Below are 20,782 nucleotides of genomic sequence, written 5' to 3'. Positions count from 1 at the left end.
AATTCTGAGGCCCGCCTTCCATTCTTTCGATTTGTGCAAACCGAATTTCCATCCCTAGCTATAGCCGTTTTCAAATTGCGAGGTTTTAGTATGACCACCCGATTTACATGGTTGAAGACAATTGCTTACAGCGGCGCTCTGGCGCTTGTGATTACCGGCGGAGCCGCCAAGGCAGAACTGGCTGCCGACTGGCAGGGCACCGCCATTGAACTGTTCAACGCTGAGAAATGGCCGGGCGCCAAACGTCAGCGCACATTGGCTATCTTGCACACCGCCATGTTCGACGCAGCAAACGCAGTCGAAGGCATCTACACCCCTTATGCTTACACCGGCCCAAACAACCCGGATGCGTCCGCTGAAGCAGCTGTGACCCAGGCTGCCGTTCATGTGCTCTCTACCTTGATGCCAGAACGCAAAGACGAGTTGTTGGCCGCTGCTAAACAACGCCTCGCAAACCTGAAGAACCCACAGTCCGGCATGGCATTAGGGCAAGCTGTTGCTGAGCAAATTCTGGCAGCGCGTGCATCAGACAACGCCGACTTCTCGACCGAGTACACTCCGGGTCCAGCAGAAGCTGGCGTCTATCAGCGCACCTCCTCACGCGAGATGGTAGCTCCGAAGATCCGCGAGATGACACCGTTTGTTCTGGCATCCGCAACTCACTTCCGCGTGCCACCTCCGCCAGCGCTGGACAGCATGCAGTATCAGCGCGGTTTGAGCGAAGTGGTTGAGCTGGGTGGCAAGGAAACACAGACCAACGAAGAGAACGTCTTCATTGCCAAACTTCATGCGGGATCCGGCTCCGGTGCGTGGAACCAGATTGCACTTAAAAGCAGTGCGTCCTGTAATCTGTCCATGCTGGAAGAAGCCCGCACCCTCGCGCTTCTCAACCTGGCGTTGACAGACGCTCTGGTGGCTGGTTTCAACGCAAAATATGAGTACGCGCTATGGCGCCCGCAGACAGCTATGGAAGCACTGGGCAAGACCTACAAGCATCCAACTCTGAAGACCAATGTGGAGTGGAGCTCGCTGGTGCCTGCACCGATGCATCCTGAATATCCATGCCAGCACTGCACCAGTGGCAGCGCGGCTCAGGAGGTTCTGGAATCCGTCTTTGGCGATGGCGAAATGGCCTTCACTTTCAACGGCAAAGGTGGCCTTTCCAAGGATTATGTCAGCTTCCAGCAGTTTGCAGAGGAAGAGTCAGAGTCCCGCGTTCTGGGCGGTGTTCACTACCGCCGTTCCAACGCTGTAGGCGACATGCTGGGCTATCAGATCGGCTCCTATGTGGCTGAAACGGCTCTGCAACCGCTGAAACCAATCAACACAACAAACAAATGTGCAAGCAGCCGCTAAGTCAGCTCCTCCTGACTTAGCTTGCACTCGCAGGCCGCACTCCAATCCCCTCGCGGCCTGCTTTTTTTATCACCCCAGAAAAGGGAGCACATGCAAGCGCCACTTCCGGCAAAGCACCCGCAGATCTAAAGGAACAGGTACTATGGAAAATCGAACAGGTTTAGCACTCCGCATTCTCTTTGTTGGCATTGGCGCCACGCTCTTCATGGATATCTGGGCCGTAGCAGCAGATAGCCTTTTTGGCATCCCGCAGAGCAACTTCTCGGTCGTGGGCCGCTGGATGGGGCATATGCTGGATGGGCAGTTCACGCACGAAAGCATCCGCCGGGCCGCTCCCATTGCGGGAGAAAGCGCCATTGGCTGGACAGCACATTACATCATCGGTGTCATCTTCGTGGCCGCGTTTGTGATGATCTTCGGCACACGTCAGTTACAGAAACCGTCTTTGATCCTGACCATCCTGTTTGGCGTAGCCATGATTGTGTTTCCGTTCTTCATCATGCAGCCAGCGTTGGGCGCAGGCATCATGGCGTCCAACCGGCCAAACCCGGACTTCGCCCGACTGAAGAGCCTGATGACGCATTTCTCATTCGGATTGGGAATGTACGTGGCGTTTTGGATCCAAACCAAGGTTTTCAAACCAGTTGAAACCCCTGTTTCCTCCGCACCCTGATAGTTTCAGGATCACGAGAAAGCCCGCCGTTCTTCGGAACGGCGGGCTTTTTGTTGGTCACATCCAGCTCTTAACTGAGCTCAAGTTCTCTACGCACCTGATACTGCGGCAGGTGCTTTTTGACCTGCTCCACCACCACCTCAGGATCAGGTAGTGACTGGTGGCCGTGGATCTTGCCCATATGCGGATCAAAATTCTCGCGCCATACCGGATCACACACCTCGTAGCCATCCTCGCGGATCTGCGCCACGTTGCGTTTCACAGAGGCCTTCTTCCACATTGGACCGCCCATCACCGGGAAGAACAGCACTGGAAACTCCGCTGCCAGAATGACTGTGGTAAGACGGTTCAGAGAAGAACCATGCGCCACGGCAGAGAGCGTGTTCGCAGTGGCTGGCATGACGGCGAGAATGTCGTGCTCCGCTGCAATTCGGCCTGGCTTGTCTGTCGCCCAGTCCTTCGGATCATCACCGCAAATCACCCGATCCACAAACAGCGCGATGCTGTCCATGTTCACAAAGTTGATGGCATTGGGGGTGAACATGGCGGTGAGCGTGCAATCAATCGAATTCTTGATTTCTCGTAGGTAGTTGGGCAGCAGTGTTGCATCCAGAGATGCGCTGGCACCGATCAAAATGCGGGCTTTGTCGGGAGTCTCATTGGTGACCATGGAAATATCCTCTCTGTAGAAATTCATTTCAAAATGATGGAGGTCCCGCGCGATTGGCGTCATTGCGGAGTCTGCTGAACCCTAGGGGAGGTTGTTGTACAGCTCAGCCAGCTCATCGCGCGGTGTCTTTTTCTGGGGTCAGATGACCTCAAATCAGGCCTGATATTCCAATTGTTTCTTTGAATTGCTCTCCTCAGGTTTCTTGAGGGCGTGCCCTCAGCTCCTCTGATACCCAGCCTCAGAACTTCCTATGTGCAATGAGAATGTAGTGCTGGCACAGTTCCGCTCAGCAAGAGCCGCGAGGCTGCTGGATCTGGAGGGTTTGATGTCGAAAGCGGAAGTCAAAACCATTTGCATAGCAGGCGCCAGCGGGTTGGCCGGGGCCTATATGGTCAAAGAAGCCCTTGCTCGCGGCTACCGCGTCAACGGCACCCTGCGCGACATCTCCCAGCTCGATAAAGTCAGTGGCTTGATGCGTTTGCCCGGCGCAGCAGAGCGGCTTCACCTGTTTTCGGCAGACACCTCAGAGCCTGAGAGCTTCGATGCCCCGTTAACGCAGGCTGAAGCCGTGTACATCGCCTGCATTCCAACACTCAAACACGGAGCAGATGGAACGCCTGCCGCTGAGCTAGATCGTGAGCGCGGCATGAGCGAGATCATTCGCCCTGCTGAGCAAGCCTGCCTAAACATCCTGAAAGCCGCACAGAGACAAGGGGCAAAGACTGCTGTTCTTTGCTCCAGCACCGCTTCTGCAGAGCCAGCCACACCGTCTTTTGAAAAGCACGAGGACAGAGACATTTCTGACGCTGAGATGCAGATCCAGCAGAAGAAGTATGCTCAGGCCCAAAAGACCGTGATGGAGGCAACCGCAGAAGCCTTCACCGAAGAGCATGGCATGCGGCTCTGCACGTTTTTGCCAAGCATGATGGTCGGAGCTCCGCTTCTGCCATCCCATCTGAAAGGCCATGTTCTCAGTTTTCTGGCAAAACTGCGCCACGGCAAAGCCGGTTGGCACAGCACTGTCCCGGCTGGCTCCATGTCGCTGACCTCACCAGATGATCTGGCGAAGATGTCCCTGGCTGCACTGGAGAACCCAAAGACTGCAGGCCGTCACTTTGCGCTCAGCGGAAGCTGGAGTTGGGCGCGGATTTATCAGGAGATTGCGGAGTACGTGCCACTGGAGGCACTCCCTGCTCCGCTAGGCAAAGACCCGGAGCCACCGACGCACTTTGACTTCAGCAAACGCGACAGCCTAGGGGTTCCGGTGCGAGGCATTCAGGAGATGTTCGCTGAGTTTTATGAAACCTATGAGCACGTCAGGCTCGCACCGCAAGCCTGATCTCTCCTACTTCAACGGGATGCGTGCTTTCTGCACGCTGTTGCGCCAAACAAACTTGGCAGGCAGTTTCACCGTCTCGGTATCTGGTTGCTCTGTGGTGCACCATTCCAGACACTTCTCGATGATCTGATCCGTCGGCTGCGCAAAGGTGGTCAGGTCATAGCCTTCCCATTCTGCCTGCGCGATATCGTCAAAGCCGATGACAGATAGATCATCCGGCGTGCGCAGGCCAAACCGTTGGCGTGCAGCATCAATCACACCGCAGGCAATCAGGTCAGTGGTACAGAAAATACCGTCCGGACGATCCTCTCTATCCAGCAGCGCAGTGCCCAGTTCCAGACCGGCTTGATAGGACGTGAGCCCTCCTACTTCGCTCAGAACTTCAACCCCAGCTTCTTCAGCTGCATCCACAAAGCCTTTTTGGCGTTCAAGGATGCTCCAGGTAGCGTTTGCCGAGATTGCAAGGGCGATTCGCTTGCATCCTGCACGCAAAAGAGCCTTCAGTGCGGTCTTGCCAGCTGCCCTGTTATCCGGCCCAATCTGCAAAGAACCGGGGAAGTCTTCCTCACGGTTGATCAGCACCAGCTTCATGCCATTGCTAAAACATGTATCGGCTAAGGAAGGGTCCGGTGCACCGGACAAAATGATCGCTGCTTCTGTGCGAAAACTGATTGCTTGCAGCAAAGCATCCTTCACACGCTCCTCATATCCACTGGTGTTGATAAGCATTGTTACCTTACCAGCGGCCTGAAGCTTGTCAGAGAGTTCAGCGATCATCGCAGAGCGGTGCGGCGTATCAATCTCAGCAGCGATGAGCGCCACGATGCCACTCTCGGAGCGGTTGAGGCTGCTTGCAAGGCGGTTTACGCGGTACCCTAGTATTTCTGCGGATTTCAATACCTTAGCGCGTGTAGCGGCGGAAACACTGGCCCCCGGAGTGAAGGTTCTGGACACTGAAACACGGGAGACACCTGCGTGGCGCGCCACGTCCTCAGCCCTGACCTGCTGCTTTCTTGAAGACACTTTTTCCGACATCAAATTTCGCTGATTTTTGTACACGGTTGCATCTCCATATCAGGAAATATCCATAAAATAAATTAGTCTTTCTTGGAATAAAGTTGACATTGCAAAAATTTAGCCGACTATATTATGTACACGTGTACACAACGTGTTTGGGAGGAGTTATTATGAAATCCATTAAGACAGCTTTGTTGGGTGCAACCCTTATTGTGGGTGCAGGTGCAAGCGCAGCTTCAGCAGATGAACTGAGCATGATCTGCTCTGCTGACAACGCACTTTGTGAAAAGCTCGCAGCAAAGTTTGAAGAAAAGACAGGTACTGACGTCAGCATGATCCGTCTTTCTTCAGGTGAAGCTTATGCAAAGATCCGTGCAGAAGCTCGCAATCCGCAGACGGACGTATGGTGGGGTGGTACCGGTGATCCGCATCTGCAGGCAGCAAACGATCAGCTCTCAGTGGCTTACAAGTCGCCAATGCTTGAAGAACTTCTTCCATGGGCTGTTGCTCAGGCAGAAACTTCCGGCTACCGCACTGTAGGCGTGTACTCCGGCGCACTTGGCTGGGGCTACAACAAAGAGATCCTCGCGAAAAAGGGCATTGAAGGTCCTAAGTGCTGGTCCGACCTGCTCAACCCTGCTCTGAAGGGTGAGATCTCTATTGCAGATCCTAACTCTTCCGGCACTGCTTACACCGCGCTTGCTACTCTCGTTCAGCTGATGGATGAAGAAGAAGCCTTCGAATACCTGTTGGCTCTGGGCAAGAACGTTTCACAGTACACCAAGTCTGGCTCCGCACCTGTTAAGGCTGCAGCCCGCGGTGAAGCAGGCCTCGGCATCGTGTTCATGCACGACGCAGTAAAGCAGGCAGAAGCAGGCTTCCCAATCGAGGTTGTCGCACCATGTGAAGGCACCGGTTATGAAATCGGCTCCATGTCTCTCATCGATGGTTCGCCAAACCCAGATGCTGCAAAAGTATTCTACGATTGGGTGCTCACTCCAGAAGCACAGAACCTGATGGCTGAAACTGGTTCCTACCAGATCCCATCCAACAAGGGTTCTACTCAGCCAGAAGCAGCTCCTAAGCTCGAAAACGTACGTCTGATCGACTACGATTTTGCTGAATACGGAAGCAGCGACCGCCGCAGAAACCTGCTGGCACGCTGGGACATGGAAGTTGGCGCTGCTGCAAACTGATTGAGATCGGGGCGGGCTGAAGCCTGCCCCGTTTCCCCAAAAAATCTGGTTCTTTCCAAATGACAAATGAAAATCGTCGGCTGGACCTCGCACTCATATGCGGCGTCCTTGGGTTGTTTATATTGCCTTGGTTCCACATTCGCAGCGGCTTTTTTGGCGGCGAGTGGGTTCTGGATTTCCTGAGCAAAGAGCGCTATTGGCCGGGCTTTTTCCAGCTTTTCCTTGGAAAGCTGCAATTACTCCCAGTATTTGTTCTTGTTGGTGCTGCAGGTTATCTGCGCTTGAAGGCTAAGCCGGGTCGCCGTGGCAAAACCATTGCCATAATCGGTGCTCTGGGCTTGTTCTGGATGGTGCTGGAAGGTCTCTCCATCGGCCTGCGCGGCTGGAACTGGAGCGTGCTGGAGGCAATGTTTGGCCAGGTAAATGGTCAGCCTGCGTTCGGTGCCGGTGCGGTTCTTCTTGCTCTCACATTCACCACTTTCATTTCATTTGGTCTTGCTGAAAAGGGCGCTCTCAAAGGCGACGCGATCGTTCTGACTGCCGTCTCCCTTCTGATCCTGCTTGTAGCGACCTTTGTTTTCTATCCAATTCTGTCCATGTTCGCCGGTGCCTTTCAGGATTTCCGCGGCAACTTCTCGACAGATGGTGTGGCCCGTAACATCGTTGATCCGCAGATCTGGTCGCTCGGCTGTCTGGCTGGCAAGTCCTGCGGTATCGCGTGGCGCACACTGTTCCTTGCACTTGCGACAGCTGCTGGTTCTACCCTGCTGGGTCTTGCTTTCGCGCTGATCGTGACACGTACGCAGATGCCATTCCGCAAAGGTCTGCGCATCCTCAGCATTCTGCCAATCATCACCCCTCCTTTCGTGATTGGTCTGTCCCTGACACTGATGCTGGGCCGTACAGGTTTTGTAACTGAAGCTATTGAAACTGCAACCGGACTTGAGCTAGGCCGCTGGATTTACGGTCTACCAGGTATCTGGATTGCGCAGATGCTCAGCTTCACTCCAATCTCCTTCCTCGTTCTGGTTGGCGTTGTTGAAGGCATCAGCCCGTCACTGGAAGAAGCAAGTCAGACCATGCGTTCTGGCCGCTGGAGAACCTTCCGCAAAGTGTCCCTGCCGCTGATGGCACCGGGTCTGGCAAACGCCTTCCTAATCGGCTTCATCGAGTCCATGGCTGACTTCGGTAACCCGATGGTTCTGGGCGGCAACGGCGGTGTGCTCTCAACTGAAATCTTCTTCGCGGTTGTTGGTGCTCAGAGTGATCCATCCCGTGCAGCTGTTCTGGCGATCATCCTGCTTGGCTTCACACTCTCCGCGTTCTTTGCGCAGCGTATGTGGCTTGGTAAGCGTAACTTCGCGACTGTAACCGGTAAGGGCGATGGTGGCCGCTATGCGAAACTGCCAAAGCGTATCTCTATCCCAGTCGGCACAATCGTTGCCCTGTGGAGCCTGTTCACCGTAGCTGTTTACGGCCTGATCCTGTTCGGCGGCTTCGTGAAAGTCTGGGGTCTGGACCACAGCGTGACGCTGGCGCACTACATCACCGCATTCTCCATCTCGTTCGAAAATGGCTTTGCCTTCACCGGTGTTGCGTGGAACAGCTTCTGGACCACAATGTGGATCGCTCTTGCAGCAGCTCCATTGACTGCCGCAGTTGGCATCCTGTCCGCATGGCTCATTGTTCGTCAGGACTTCCCAGGCAAATCCGCCTTTGAATTCGGCCTGATGATGAGTTTCGCAATTCCGGGCACCGTGATTGGTATCAGCTACATCCTCGCGTTCAACCTGCCACCGCTGCAGATGACTGGTACAGCTCTGATCCTGATCTTCTGCTTCGTATTCCGTAACATGCCAGTGGGTGTGCGCGGCGGTGTGGCAGCGATGTCCCAGCTAGATAAGAACCTGGATGAAGCATCCCTGACACTGGGTGCAAACAGTGCCCGCACGCTGAAGAAAGTGATCCTGCCGCTGCTGCGTCCAGCCATTCAGGCGGCACTGGTGTACAGCTTCGTGCGTGCAATCACATCCATCTCTGCGGTCATTTTCCTTGTGAGCGCAAAATACAACATGGCGACGGCCTATGTGGTCGGTCTGGTTGAAAACGGCGAATACGGCGTGGCGATTGCCTACAGCTCCGTCCTCATCTTCGTGATGGTCACCGTCATTCTCATCTTCCAGCTGCTGGTTGGTGAAAGAAAACTCCGTCGTCCAGAAACTACTCAAAAATCTCCTGCTCAGGGTAAACTGAAGGAAGCCGCAGCATGACACATGCAAAATTTGGTCAGGTCCGCTTCGAAAATGTCGGCAAAAACTACGGCGACTTTACTGCAATCCCGGATCTCAATCTGGTTATTGAGCCGGGCCAGCTGGTAACCCTTCTGGGGCCATCCGGATGTGGCAAGACAACAACCCTGCGCATGATTGCAGGGTTGGAGACCCCAACATCTGGTCGCATCATGATTGGGGGGGATGACGTTACCCGTCTTCCACCAAACCAGCGTGACGTTTCCATGGTGTTCCAGTCCTACGCTCTGTTCCCGCACATGACTGTGCTGGAGAACGTGAAGTACGGTCTGGAGTCCAGTGGCTTCAAAGATGCAGAAGAGATGGCTCTGAAAGGGCTGGACCTTGTAGGCCTCCGGGAAAAGGCACCGCGTCTTCCTTCCGAGCTTTCCGGTGGTCAGCAGCAGCGTGTAGCTGTGGCGCGCGCACTCGTTCTGGAGCCGCAGGTTCTGCTACTTGATGAGCCGCTCTCCAACCTGGACGCCCGCCTGCGCCGTCTGGTGCGTACCGAGATCCGGGAGATCCAGCAACGCCTTGATTTCACAGCTGTTTACGTAACTCACGATCAGGAAGAAGCGCTTGCAGTTTCCGACCGTATCGTTGTGATGCGCGACGGTATCATCGAGCAGGATGGCACGCCATACGAGCTCTATGAGAGCCCAGCTTCCGAGTTCATCGCAGACTTTATTGGTGAAGCAAACATTCTCGACTGTGACATCAGCGCTGTAAACGCAGACACCGCGAATGTTGTTGTTGGTGGCAAAGGCTTTGACCTGCGCAGCCGGAACCATAGCGTTGGTAAGGGTAAGCTGGCAGCGCGTGCGAACTCCATCAAGCTGAGCAAAGAAGTGAACGGTGGTCTGACCGGCAAGATCAAGAGCGCGGCTTATCTGGGGGATCACTTCCAGTACGAAGTGCTCAGCGATCTCGGCCAGCTGTTCGTGATTGACAACAACACCGATGAACTGCTCGGCAACGGAACCTCTGTTGGCATCGACTTTGATGCACGTGGTCTTGCACTGATTGGCGGTAAGTAATGTTGACAGATGCCGTTCTAGACCAAGCTGCAGAGCTGGAAAAACGCTTTAATGCAGCCCAGAAAATGGCTGATGAAGCAGCAGCGCTCGCGCTTGAACACTTCGCCAATCGGGATGATCTGAACATCGACACGAAGCGGCATCCTCAGGATGTCGTTTCAGAAGCTGACAAGGCTGTGGAGCAGAAAATCCGCGGTCTGATCGCCGAGCACTTCCCTGAGGATGCCTTGCTCGGTGAGGAGTTCGGCTTCGTGGAAGGGACAACCGGTTACACCTGGGTCATCGATCCAATTGACGGAACTGCTCCTTTTCTCAATGGCTTACCGGGATGGTGCGTGTGCATCGCCGTCACCGACAAAGACGGTGCTGCCATCGGCATCATTGATGTTCCGGTCCTCAAGGAGCGCTTTGCGGCCCTGCGCGGCAAAGGCACCACTCTCAACGGTTCCCCTGTGCGGGTGACCGATCGATTTAACCTGCAGACCGGCATGCTGGGTGTGGGCGCGAATGATCGCGTGGCACCTGCGCAGGTCGGTAAAATGTTCGAAGACCTGATGTCCGCAGGCGTGAGCTACACTCGTTATGGCTCCGGTGCATTAATGTTGGCATGGGTCGCTGCGGGGCGCTTGGTTGGCTACGTTGAGCCGCGCATGTCTGCCTGGGACTGCATGGCTGCATACTGCCTTATCACTGAAGCTGGCGGAAAAATTCTCCCATTTCCGGTCGCTGAAAACCCAAGTGCCCCGTATCCTGTTTTGGGCGCTGCCCCGCAGGTTTTTGATGAGGTTCTGGACCTCACAAATCTAACTCAGTTCGCCTAGTCTCCCGAGTAGTCAATGAGTTAGACCAAACTTACAGGCGCTGTTCACCCAGAGCAGCGCCTGTTTTTTATTGTGGTCAGATAAACAGCAGTACCCCGCCACCACCGATCAGCCCACCGCGGATAAGTGGCGAGAACGGTGCAATCACACCATACGAAATCGCTGAGAGCGCAAGCCCCACTTTCACCGTAGCCAGCAGCGACCAGACTGGTGAACTCACCAGAGTGATCAGTGCCGGATTTGCTATCATTCCCAATGGGATAAGATAGAGTCCAATCCCCAGTGCCATGGCGAACAAGGCCACCTTCAGCCAATTCTCGTTGACCATGCCAGCGGCGATAAACACCGCCCCGCAAACTGGAGGCGTGATGGTGGATAAGAGCGCGAACCAGAACACGAACAGATGTGCCTGAAGCGGTTCCAATCCGATATCAATCAGCGCTGGACCAGCAACGGAAACGCAGATCACATAGGCCGCCGTTGTTGGCACTTCCATGCCTAATACCATGCAGGCCAGAGCTGTCAGCAGCAGCGCAGGCCACAACATGCCGCCGGAGCCGGAGAGGATAAGTGAGGTGATCTTCACCCCAAGTCCCGTTACGCCCAGTGTGCCGATGATGATGGAAGCACAGAGGATAATCGAGGCGATCATCGCCACCTGCTTGCCGGAGTTCATCAGCGCTTGCTCATAGCGCGCACCGATTTTCCGCAGGTCCAGCTTGAAGTTCTTGTCGATCAGCAGAAGCGCCACCGCCACCATGATGGACAGGCACGCCGCATACTGAGGGGTATAACCCAGCACGAACATGGCCCAGAGCAGCACAGTAAACGGCACAAGGAAGAACAGCGACGTGATGATAACCGAGCGCGTGTCCGGCTGATCTTCTGGCGCCAATCCCTTCAGGTCATAGCGCCGGGCAAAGGCATTAATCCCCATCCAGACCGCGAAGAAGTACAGAAACGCTGGCAAAATCGCAGCGGCCATGATGCCGGTGTACGGCACGCCGGTCAGCTCCACCATGACAAACGCCCCTGCTCCCATGAGCGGCGGCATGATTTGTCCCCCTGAGGAGGCCACAGCTTCCACTGCAGCAGCGAGTGCGCGCGGGTAGCCCAGCTTGGTCATGGCAGGCAGCGTAATCGCGCCAGTAGAGGCCACGTTAGCAGACGCAGAGCCGGAGATGGACCCGAACAAAGCCGATGAAATCACTGAAACTTTTGCCGTTCCGCCTTTCAGTTTGCCAGCGGCGGCAGCGGCCACATTCATGAATCCAGCGCCTGCTTCACCGGCATTGAGGAACGCACCGAAGATCACGAAGATCGCGACAACACCAACAGATACTCCCGTCAGCTTGCCCCATAATCCCCCTTCGGCAATGGTCATGGTGCCGAGGAAACTTTCCAGCGGAACGCCAGCGTAGCCAAACTCACCGGGGATATGTTGACCAAACATGCCATAGGCCAGCGCGATCAAAGCCACCAGCGGCAGCGGCCAACCGATGGCACGCCGCGCCATTTCCAGCACCGTGATCAGCAGGCCAAGCGCCAGATAAACCTGAAAGTCATCAATAAGATAGCCATACTGATCACCAAGAGCAGAGTGGTTCCACGCAATCCAGCCAGCGGCAAACACACCGAAGGCTGTGAGCACATAGCCCGTCACCTTCTCAAGGGGATTACGTGCCATCAGGATCAGCGCCCATGGCAGAGCCAAGGCCATATGCAAAGGACGGCTGACCAGGTTGGGAACCAGACCGGAGAAGATCAGACCCAGATGAAACAGCACGGTGGCCAGACCGAGCACCAGCCAGACGGAACGGTGAATTCTATTCAACGAAATAACCTAGAAAGAGAAAGGCCCGAAGTGTACTCCGGGCCTGAATGTTTGATGAAATGAATGCGCTTAGCGCTGTGCGTCAGTAATGGTGTAACCGACTTCATCGTAGAACTTCAGCGCACCCGGATGGATCTTGCCGCTGACGTTGCTCAGCAGATCCTTGTCTACGCCGTTCCACCATGCTGCGCCCTTGCCCATTTTTGCCTTCTGATCCCAGAAGCTCTTGGTCAGCGCGTAGGCGGTATCGTCATCCATCTGCGTTGTTGTGTAAGCCACCACTGGCAGTGAGGTTGTTGTGATATCAGCATCCTGACCAGCATAAGTACCAGCCGGGATCATCAGTTTGGTGCGCTTGGTCTGGGCGATCTGGTCATCAGAAAGCGACAGAACATTCACGCCAGTACCCGCAGCCGCTTCAATCACGTTTGGTGCCGGGTAAGACCCTGCAGTCACGAAGCCATCGATCTGGCCGTTTTTCAGCGCAGGCACAGCGTTGGAAAGTTCCACGTCTGCCAGTTCCACCTGACCTTCAAGGCCAAACAGTTTCAGGTACTTAGCGCCTTCTTTTGCGCCAAAGGAGCCTTTACCGATAAGGATTTTCTTACCCTTCATGTCAGCAAAGCTCTCAATGCCGCTGTCTTCGCCAACCACAAAGTGCATGGTCAGAGACGGGATTGGGAACAGCGCGCGGATTTCACCGAACTTTGGATTGGCGCGTTTTTCAAACATCGCCTTGCCGCCCTTAGCGAGCTTAACCAGCACAGGCGGTGTGGTGAAAACGTAGTTGCCAGGACGAACGGCGGCTTCCATCACGTTCTGAACAGAACCCTGACTTTCTTCAACGGTGACAATGATATCCCCGTTAGAAGCTTCCTTCATCGCTTCGGCAATCTGAACCGCCATCTGGTAATAAGAGGATGAGGTTTTTGCTGACTTATAAGTAACACGGGTTTCTGCCTGAGCACTGAATGAAAACGCGACAAGTGCTGCAGCAGCCACGCAGGAATGTAATAGTTTCATGGATCATCCTCTGGAACGACAAATGCTTAAAATTGCTGAGAGATTTTATCGAGTATATGAGGTCTTTCAAGTAGGGGGATCAGCTTACCATCGCTCTGAGACGGAAATTTTCTCATGAATGCATGACAGAACGAACAGCTTGCGCGATTTTGCGCAGTTTTGCGTTTTTTACGCGAAATCAGCGTTCCTACGTTAAATGACAGGGCAATCATATCAGGAGACCGTTTCGGTCCAAAGTCTCCTGAAACGCATCCTTCGGTAACAGACGAAAATGCTCTCCAGTCATGTCAGCGGATAAAATCCGGTCTGCCCGAAATGTGCGTGGTCCGTTCCTCAGATGGTCAAAGGCGATCACATACCAAACCGGATAGTTGAGCATCAGGTAGTGTGGTTCGATGGTACGTTTGGACACCGCCAGATCTTCACGCTGGTACTTGATGACCAAACTACCCTGATCAATGAACGCCTGATGCAGCGCCTGCACAACATGCTTGGGCGGCGGGTTGATCGTCCGCTGCACATAGGTGGAGGCTGTGGAACCAATCAGAATGCGCGCCTTCAGCCGGTTCACCTTATGCCGCTTTTCCGGCGAGAATGACGCCACCAATTGCCGCCGGACAGACCCCAGGCTCGCCAGAAACATGGGCGAGTCCATCTGCTCGGCCACTGCAATGCTGATCAGCAGGTCGACTGCTTCCGGGTATGCCAGGTTCATCCGGCCAACACCCCAGTTGCGGTCCAGACGAACGCCGCCGCCACGACCGCGATCCGCATCAATAGGCAAGCCCTGCTCCCGCATCAGCTGAAGGTCTCGGGTAATCGTCCGCTCGCTGACGCCATGTTGAAGCGCCAGATCTTTGACCGTGCAAAGCTCCTCTTGCTTCAGCTGAACAGCCAGCAATTCCATCCGTCTCAATCTGCCATTTGAATTTGTGCGCGCCATCGAAAAAATAGGACATTAAATGTCCTATTTGTCAATAAAGTCGAGGCGACCTGAGTACAACACATAGGAAACACAGGATGAAAATTGGTTATTTCACAGTAGGCACCAACGACCGCGACGCCTCTACAAAATTCTATGACTCCCTCTTTGAGCAAGCCGGGCCAAAACGCATTGCCGAAACAGACAGGCTGACCTACTGGCAGAACGAGGAGTTCGCTTTCGCAACCGCTCTGCCCATTGATGGCAAGCCCGCCACAAACGGAAACGGCACCATGGTCGGCTTTGGGGTGGGCTCTGCCGATGAAGTCAAACGGCTCCACAAACTGGCCATTGAACTGGGCGGAAATGACGAAGGCGAGCCAAACCAACGCGGCCCTTACTTCTCCGCTTATGTGAGAGATCTGGACAAAAACAAACTCATCTTCTTCACCGAAGCCTTTAGCTGAATTCAGCTCTCCTAAGCAAGTAAATTCAACAGCTTACCTGCAAAATGACGCCATCCCCTACGGCTTCGCCCTCATCAAGCTGACCCTTGATGGACAGATCACAGAGACCTTCTATGAAGTCTCCGATGGATCAGAGCATCCTGTCGAAGTTTGGGCCTCATCTGACCAAACAGCGACGGTCTAATCAAACCACCGCCTCCATGAGAAAGCAGAGTGCCCGATCATGGAGGCGCATGGCTTCAACGCTATCGCAGCACGCGCTCCACGGCACACCCTGCCGCCAGCACCAGCTCATCCTGCGCGGCAGCCCCGCAAATGGAGATGCTGTGCGATGGCTTTTCCAAATCAACCGGCAGAGCCAGCGATGGCATGTTGAGGAACGCGGTGATCATGGTCAGCCGCAAGGCCAGGGCGTTTGCTTCCTGAAACGCCTCAACGCTTTCCTCCACTTCGGAGATCAGAGGCGGCACATCCGGCACTGTCGGCATCAACAGCAGGTCACCTTTCAACTGCACCTCAATCTCGGACTGAAGCACCGCCCGCTGCCGCCGCAAATACGCCAGCTTCTTCGGCGTCATAGGCAAGGCTCGCTCCAGACGGGCTTTGATCTGCGGATCGATTTTATCCTTGCTGACGTCCACATACTGCGCAATCTGCTCCCGCGCTTCCACGCTCACCAGCGTTCCATGCTCCGCAAACAGCAAATGCGCTTTCAGGATTGGCCGCAGATCTCTCCGCACGATCTGGATGCCCGCCGCCGAGAGCATATCGATGCTGTGCTCAAACATCTCCATGATCTCAGTGGAAATGCCCAGCCCGTCCAGATCCGGCACAACAAGGCGGAACGTACGTTCTTCTGCCGTTGTATCATGAGTGGAATGCTTGCCGCACATCACCGCATCCAGCGCACAGATGCCCTCAACAGTTCGCGCCATGGGGCCGAGCACATCCAGGCTCGCCCCAAGCGGCACAACACCTTCCATGGGATAGCGCCCCATGGTCGCCCGATACCCGCAGATGCCCTGAAAGGCAGCGGGCACACGCGTTGAGCCGGAGGTATCACTGCCAATCGCTAAGTCACAGACACCATTGGAAATCGCCGCCGCACTGCCGGAAGAAGACCCGCCCGGCACCCGCGCACGGTCCAACCCATTGGGCGCATTGCCGTAATGCGGATTGAGGCCGATGCCGGTATAAGCAAACTCAGCCAGATTGGCAGGGCCAATGGGGATGCCACCCGCCTCAATCACCCGCTGCACCACAAGCGCATGCTCATCCTCCACTTCAGTAGAATACGCCACCGATCCGGCCGTCGTCTCCCGCCCTTTCAGTGCGATATTCCCTTTGATCGCAACCAGTTCCCCATCAATTGCGCTCAGCTTCTCACCAGAAGCCCGACGCACCTGCGCGGCCACAACCAGTTCCTCAACCAGTTCCCGGTTCAGCCCAATAAAAACCCCGCGAAGTTCCTCCCCCTCAAGCCTCTCCCAAAGCCCTTCAACATCATCCACCACCATTCCAACACCCCTCCATCAACTCTCACCACGCATACTAAAGCCGAGTTTTTCAACCTGTCAAAGCTGGAAACTAAGAGAGCAACATGCTGGTTTTAAGACACCTCAACGTTCTACGCCCACGAAAAAAGGCCTCTCGTGGTGAGAGGCCTTTTGTGGTTGGGCTTCCATGATATCAGGACGGTGGGACATCAGGGAGGGACGGTAATCTCCCCTATGGATTTACAACCACATAAACTGTTTTGCCGTCTTCGGTGATGGCCTGATAATACGTGCCGCCGCAGTTGTAGTAGCCGTTGTATGGAGTACAGCCTGCGATGTTGTGGCGGCGGTTAACCCGGCGGGATGTGCGGCGCGCTGTCCGGCGAGCGGCGTTTTGTGAGGCCGTCTGGGCATTGGCTTCGCTCACCTTGAAGGAGATTGGTGAGATGGACTTGGTGCCCGGCTGAGACGGTCTTGGGTTATAATCAACTGTGTAACCAACGGAGAGGGCGACTGCTGCGATTGTCAGGGCTTTAACGTTCATTTTTCTTCTTCTTTTTGTTTGGGTGGTCCCGAGAGGCTCTCTGCTCTTTGGGGTTCTCTGCAAAGAACCTCTCGTATGGGACCGTGGGTTTTGATGAAGAGAACGGGTTGCTCAGATTGCCAGTTGGGGCTGCTCTCTTCTGTGATACTCCCGAGCGGAACCAGTCCGGATCCATGTCTGCTTGATCGGTTTGCTTTCCGTCTTCGGGAGAAACTTGATTGTTTTGAGTTTGTTAGCTTGCTTGCTCTTAGTGAGCAGATCCTGCCAGACCAATTCCCATCGCCAGGCCGAGCCATGCTTTGACACGCAGACCGACTGCTTTGATAACGCCGAGGGCTGAGATCACGTGGGATGTAAAACCGCCTGCCATGTCGCCTTTCAGGTCTGTTGTATAGGCTTGCACAATGCATCCGCTGCCAGGAACCAGATACTTCTGGTGTTCGGGGTAAACCAGATCGAGGTGAGCGACGACCTGACCACGTTTTGCGCGTTCTCCCGGTTCCATCAGTCTTCCGGAGGGAGCCATCTGACCGGCGGAGATTGACTTCTGGATCCGTGTGATCCGTGCAGGCAGAACAGTGTGGTACATTGCGATGTTGAAGTTGCTCTCACAAGCGATCTCAGCTGCCATGCCTTCGTAAAGTTCGGTGCGGGACACCTGGGAGAAACCTGCAACCACTCTGGAGCCTTCCTTCTGGGTCCGGTCTGGGATGATCACCATCGCCGGGGCCATCGCGGCCTGAGCTGCTCGTGCTCCAACATGCAAGGTAACTTGCTCAACCACACCATCTACCAGACTGTAAACTCGTGTCTTTTTCAGTTCGATTTCGGCCTGCTCAAGAGTAGCTTTTGCGCTTGCCAGCTGGGATGGAAGAGTGGAGTACGCCTGCACTTTTGCCGCTTCCAGTTTTGCCTTTGCTGCTTTCACATCAGCCACGCTGGTATCTCGCTGAGAGATGGCACGTTCCAATCGGGCACGCTGGAAGGCTGCGGAGTTTTTCATCTTAAGCTCTTCGTGATCAGCCAGTGTCATTTCAGCCTGATTGAGGCCAGTCTTGGCGGCATCCAAGGCTGCATCTGCTGTTTCCACTTCCAGATGCGCTGCTTTGATGGCGCTTCTGATTTCGTCAATCTTGCGGTTTGCATGATCAACCTTGGCCTGCTCCATCGCACTTTCCGTGCTGAACAGAGGGTCGCCAACTTTGACGCGGTCACCACCTGTCACGAAGACTTCAGTGACTGTTCCGCCGTTTTCAGCAACAACCGGAACCGTTTTGAAGGGCACGATGCCTGTGAACGACTTTGGGTAGTAGTAGAACACCGCAAAGAAGACGGCGAGAGCCATGAACACCCACAAAACCAAGGCATAGTGCACGTTGTACAGGGTAACCGGGATCCCCTTCCAGCGCAGGTACCAGACCCGCAGGACGAAGGGAAAAGAAGTAACAAGAAGCTCAATCATTTTTCCGCCTCCTGCATCTTCGGGTTCCACCACAGCATGAAATCACGTGCGATTGCTGTGAGGATCAGCGCAGTTGGAAGCAGAATGCTGAAGTGAGACAAGGCTGGCATCACTTCATAAGCAAGGGCCACGGTCAGCATCACCGGCACAGTAGTGCGAAGCGGTGTTCCCTTTGCTTTGTGTTCCGCATAGCGGTCAAAGCGGGAGTAAAGATGCACGACCAAAAGAAAGGCCAGAAAGAAAACAACAATGCTGACAATGGAGTAACTGTCAGACTGTCCTGGTGGAACCCACCAGCGTGGTTCACCGCCTGCCGCTGAGGCTTTGGTGGTGAATGCGCCCATTACAATGACGCTTGAAAGGATGATCGACTTCACGGTGAATGTCCTTTGCTTCGTTTAGAAAGCTACCGTCCTAGGCAGCACCGTTTGTTGATGTTCGTAAATTAACGTATGAGCAAAGGACGTTCTTTAGAGTTCTGGTCATCGGTTTTTGATTTCTGGACATTTGAGAGGCTAATCAACGCAAAGAACGTTGAGGCGCCCCTCTCAAACAGAGTGGAAGTCGCCATGACACGCATCAGCGCCTATCGATTGCGCCATGCAGCTCAGGTTTATGGGCAAGAACCCGCCGCCGCTTTGGGCTTTGATAAAATCCTCGAAGCTGTCGGCGTAGCACCCAACGTTTTGACGGATGCCAATGGACGGGTCGATCTGCAGCGCGAAGCTGCGGCACTGGAAACAGCCTGCGATGCCTTGCAAGACCCAACCTTCGCCGCCCGCGCTGGTCTGGCCTCTCCGGGGGCAAAGACATTATTGGCGTATCTGGCGCAGGCTAGTGACAATGTGGGGCAAGTGTTTCGGTTCGCACAGCGCTTCTATGCGCTGGAAGATCCTGACCTGAGTTTTGAGCTGGATGGCGATGAACATCACCCGACCATATGCCTGAAGAGCGATATCATCGGCGCTCATCAGTTTCCAAGGCACCGAGAGTTTCTGGTGTTTGGCCTGCTCAAACGCACGGAACAGATTGCCGGTCCCGGTTTTGGGCAAATGTCTGTGCTGCTGGAGTGTGATGACACCGATCACTGCGCAACACTGGCAGAATTGGCCGGATGCGAAGTCTCTTCAGCACAAAAGGCCAGCGGAATACAGCTGCCAGAGGGTGGTTTCGATTTTCCGATAGCCACTTCAGATGCCGCTTTGCGCGATCACCTTCTCAAACATGGCGAGGAACGGCTCAGCCAGATGCCGAAAAGCCGGACCGGTATGTCTGCCAAAGTGATCGAGCTCGTCCGCTCTCGGTTGCCCGGCAACTTGCCAAGTGGGGATGAGGTGGCCGAAGAACTGTGCATGACCCGCCGCACACTGACACGCAAGCTTTCCGAGGAAGGCACCAACTTCAAGTCACTGGTTGAAACAGCACGCTGCGATCTGGCCAAGCGCCTGCTGCTTGGAACCGACAGCATCGCTCAAGTCGCCTTCCTCCTCGACTTCGCCGATCAAGCCGCCTTCTCCGTCGCCTTCAAACGCTGGACCGGCGCAACCCCCGCGGTGTTTCGGAAGTCCAAACTTTAGGTGTCAACTTGAAATCGCTACGCACGAAAAAAGGCCTCTCGTGGTGAGAGGCCTTTCTTTGTTCGCTAGGGAAACGCAGCGGGGTTTAGTCGTAGAGGACGGCTGCGATTTCTGGGGAGTCCATGTTGGAGGCGTCGTAGTAGTAGAAGCCGGTGTCGATGTTGGCTGGGACTTTTTCGCCTTTGGAGGCCATGTAGGCTGCCTTGACGGTCTCATAGCCGATGCCAACCGGGTTCTGGGTGATGGCGCCTGCCATCAGGCCGCTGCGGACGGCGTCTTTCTGGGCGCGGCCAGAATCGTAACCGATGATCACAACGTCTTTGCTGCCCATTTCACGCACGCCGTTGGCCACACCGATCGCAGAGCCTTCGTTGGTGCCGAAGATGCCTTTGATGTCCGGGTTTGCGGTCAGGATCGCTTTGGTCAGCTCGGTGGACTTCAGCTGGTCACCGCCACCGTACTGTACGGTCACAACTTCAATTTCCGGATAGTTCTTCATCTGATTGAGAAAGCCATCACGGCGGTCGATGCCGGTGCGGCTGGTCTGGTCGTGTGCGACCACGGCCACTTTACCGCTCTTGCCGATCAGCTCTGCCATTTTGTCTGCGGCCAGGCTTGCGGCTGCCACGTTGTCAGTTGCAGCCAATGCCAGCGGGATTTCGCTGTCGACACCGCTGTCAAATGCAATGATCGGAATGCCAGAGGATTGTGCCTGACGCAGCAGCGGAATAGCGGCCTGACTGTCCAGTGCGGCAAAGCCGATAGCTGCCGGGTTCTTGGCCAGTGCTGCGGCCAGCATGTCGATCTGTCGATCCACCATGGCTTCGCTGTCCGGGCCTTCAAAGGTGATTTCAACGTTCAGCTCAGCGGCTGCGTTGTCAGCGCCTGCTTTCACAGCCTGCCAGAACTGGTGCTGGAAGCCCTTGGAGATCAGCGGGATGTAGACCTTATCCGCTGCCAGTGAAAGCGAGCTTGTTGCAAGCAATGTTGCTGAGGCCAATGCGCCAATCAGAGTACGTCTTGTAAACATATGTATTTCCTCCCGATAAAAATATGCAGC

Annotated in this window: 19 protein-coding genes; 9 read left to right on the top strand and 10 right to left on the bottom strand. The window is 54.9% G+C overall.

The window, feature by feature from the left end; all coding sequences use genetic code 11:
* Window positions 1–90 precede the first annotated feature (90 nt).
* Together PSE_RS10955 and PSE_RS10950 are read left to right on the top strand one after the other, a co-directional pair.
* Window positions 91–1,356 (top strand): vanadium-dependent haloperoxidase, encoded by a 1,266-nt coding sequence (locus tag PSE_RS10955; protein ID WP_014284915.1) that lies wholly within the window; start codon window positions 91–93, stop codon window positions 1,354–1,356.
* Between the two features lie 142 nt (window positions 1,357–1,498).
* On the top strand, window positions 1,499–2,029 hold the full coding sequence (locus PSE_RS10950) for a DUF2938 domain-containing protein (RefSeq protein ID WP_014284914.1): 531 nt from the start codon (window positions 1,499–1,501) through the stop codon (window positions 2,027–2,029).
* Window positions 2,030–2,099: 70 nt separating this feature from the next.
* Here the strand turns inward: PSE_RS10950 and PSE_RS10945 are convergent, their stop codons facing one another.
* Window positions 2,100–2,699, bottom strand: coding sequence for a flavoprotein (locus PSE_RS10945; RefSeq protein ID WP_041768955.1), 600 nt, complete (start codon window positions 2,697–2,699; stop codon window positions 2,100–2,102).
* Between the two features lie 325 nt (window positions 2,700–3,024).
* Here PSE_RS10945 and PSE_RS10940 point away from each other — a divergent pair, with 325 nt between their 5' ends.
* Window positions 3,025–4,038, top strand: coding sequence for an NAD-dependent epimerase/dehydratase family protein (locus tag PSE_RS10940; protein ID WP_208998149.1), 1,014 nt, complete (start codon window positions 3,025–3,027; stop codon window positions 4,036–4,038).
* A 6-nt stretch (window positions 4,039–4,044) separates the two neighbouring features.
* On the opposite strand, the gene PSE_RS10935 is transcribed toward PSE_RS10940, so the two are convergent.
* Window positions 4,045–5,073: a LacI family DNA-binding transcriptional regulator gene (locus PSE_RS10935; RefSeq protein ID WP_041768332.1), complete on the bottom strand. Its 1,029-nt coding sequence runs from the start codon at window positions 5,071–5,073 to the stop codon at window positions 4,045–4,047.
* 152 nt (window positions 5,074–5,225) lie between these two features.
* Between PSE_RS10935 and PSE_RS10930 the strand changes: the two genes are divergently transcribed.
* Genes PSE_RS10930 through PSE_RS10915 form a run of 4 tightly spaced genes read left to right on the top strand, consistent with a single transcriptional unit; the run spans window position 5,226 to window position 10,397 of the window.
* Window positions 5,226–6,251, top strand: coding sequence for an ABC transporter substrate-binding protein (locus PSE_RS10930; RefSeq protein WP_014284910.1), 1,026 nt, complete (start codon window positions 5,226–5,228; stop codon window positions 6,249–6,251).
* A gap of 59 nt (window positions 6,252–6,310) precedes the next feature.
* Window positions 6,311–8,521 carry an iron ABC transporter permease gene (locus tag PSE_RS10925; protein ID WP_041768330.1) on the top strand — a complete coding sequence of 737 codons (2,211 nt, stop codon included), beginning with the start codon at window positions 6,311–6,313 and terminating at the stop codon, window positions 8,519–8,521.
* Window positions 8,518–9,576, top strand: a complete 1,059-nt coding sequence (locus tag PSE_RS10920; protein WP_014284908.1) for an ABC transporter ATP-binding protein — start codon at window positions 8,518–8,520, stop codon at window positions 9,574–9,576. The genes PSE_RS10925 and PSE_RS10920 overlap by 4 nt, the downstream gene beginning before the upstream one ends.
* On the top strand, window positions 9,576–10,397 hold the full coding sequence (locus PSE_RS10915) for an inositol monophosphatase (protein WP_014284907.1): 822 nt from the start codon (window positions 9,576–9,578) through the stop codon (window positions 10,395–10,397). Before PSE_RS10920 ends, PSE_RS10915 begins: the two co-directional genes overlap by 1 nt.
* A gap of 76 nt (window positions 10,398–10,473) precedes the next feature.
* Here the strand turns inward: PSE_RS10915 and PSE_RS10910 are convergent, their stop codons facing one another.
* The 3 genes from PSE_RS10910 to PSE_RS10900 form a co-directional block, all read right to left on the bottom strand.
* Window positions 10,474–12,231 (bottom strand): TRAP transporter fused permease subunit, encoded by a 1,758-nt coding sequence (locus PSE_RS10910; RefSeq protein WP_041768329.1) that lies wholly within the window; start codon window positions 12,229–12,231, stop codon window positions 10,474–10,476.
* 69 nt (window positions 12,232–12,300) lie between these two features.
* Window positions 12,301–13,254, bottom strand: coding sequence for a TAXI family TRAP transporter solute-binding subunit (locus PSE_RS10905; RefSeq protein ID WP_041768327.1), 954 nt, complete (start codon window positions 13,252–13,254; stop codon window positions 12,301–12,303).
* A 208-nt stretch (window positions 13,255–13,462) separates the two neighbouring features.
* Window positions 13,463–14,161: a YafY family protein gene (locus tag PSE_RS10900; protein ID WP_014284904.1), complete on the bottom strand. Its 699-nt coding sequence runs from the start codon at window positions 14,159–14,161 to the stop codon at window positions 13,463–13,465.
* A gap of 113 nt (window positions 14,162–14,274) precedes the next feature.
* Here PSE_RS10900 and PSE_RS10895 point away from each other — a divergent pair, with 113 nt between their 5' ends.
* Window positions 14,275–14,643, top strand: coding sequence for a VOC family protein (locus tag PSE_RS10895; protein WP_014284903.1), 369 nt, complete (start codon window positions 14,275–14,277; stop codon window positions 14,641–14,643).
* A gap of 245 nt (window positions 14,644–14,888) precedes the next feature.
* Here the strand turns inward: PSE_RS10895 and PSE_RS10890 are convergent, their stop codons facing one another.
* The 4 genes from PSE_RS10890 to PSE_RS10875 all read right to left on the bottom strand — a co-directional run bounded on the left by PSE_RS10890 (window position 14,889) and on the right by PSE_RS10875 (window position 18,522).
* A complete protein-coding gene (locus PSE_RS10890) occupies window positions 14,889–16,160 on the bottom strand; it encodes an amidase family protein (RefSeq protein ID WP_014284902.1) in 1,272 nt (423 codons plus the stop codon).
* A 211-nt stretch (window positions 16,161–16,371) separates the two neighbouring features.
* Window positions 16,372–16,683: a hypothetical protein gene (locus PSE_RS10885; RefSeq protein WP_014284901.1), complete on the bottom strand. Its 312-nt coding sequence runs from the start codon at window positions 16,681–16,683 to the stop codon at window positions 16,372–16,374.
* A 247-nt stretch (window positions 16,684–16,930) separates the two neighbouring features.
* Window positions 16,931–18,145, bottom strand: coding sequence for an HlyD family secretion protein (locus tag PSE_RS10880; RefSeq protein WP_014284900.1), 1,215 nt, complete (start codon window positions 18,143–18,145; stop codon window positions 16,931–16,933).
* Window positions 18,142–18,522 (bottom strand): hypothetical protein, encoded by a 381-nt coding sequence (locus tag PSE_RS10875; protein ID WP_148266131.1) that lies wholly within the window; start codon window positions 18,520–18,522, stop codon window positions 18,142–18,144. Before PSE_RS10875 ends, PSE_RS10880 begins: the two co-directional genes overlap by 4 nt.
* Before the next feature lie 192 nt (window positions 18,523–18,714).
* On the opposite strand from PSE_RS10875, the gene PSE_RS10870 reads away from it, so the two are divergent.
* Window positions 18,715–19,722, top strand: a complete 1,008-nt coding sequence (locus PSE_RS10870) for an AraC family transcriptional regulator (RefSeq protein WP_208998148.1) — start codon at window positions 18,715–18,717, stop codon at window positions 19,720–19,722.
* Window positions 19,723–19,807: 85 nt separating this feature from the next.
* Here the strand turns inward: PSE_RS10870 and PSE_RS10865 are convergent, their stop codons facing one another.
* Window positions 19,808–20,752 carry an ABC transporter substrate-binding protein gene (locus PSE_RS10865; protein ID WP_008549402.1) on the bottom strand — a complete coding sequence of 315 codons (945 nt, stop codon included), beginning with the start codon at window positions 20,750–20,752 and terminating at the stop codon, window positions 19,808–19,810.
* Window positions 20,753–20,782 lie beyond the last annotated feature (30 nt).

It is taken from the genome of Pseudovibrio sp. FO-BEG1 (assembly GCF_000236645.1).
Lineage (GTDB): Bacteria > Pseudomonadota > Alphaproteobacteria > Rhizobiales > Stappiaceae > Pseudovibrio.
This window is presented reverse-complemented; position numbering and strand designations above follow the sequence as displayed.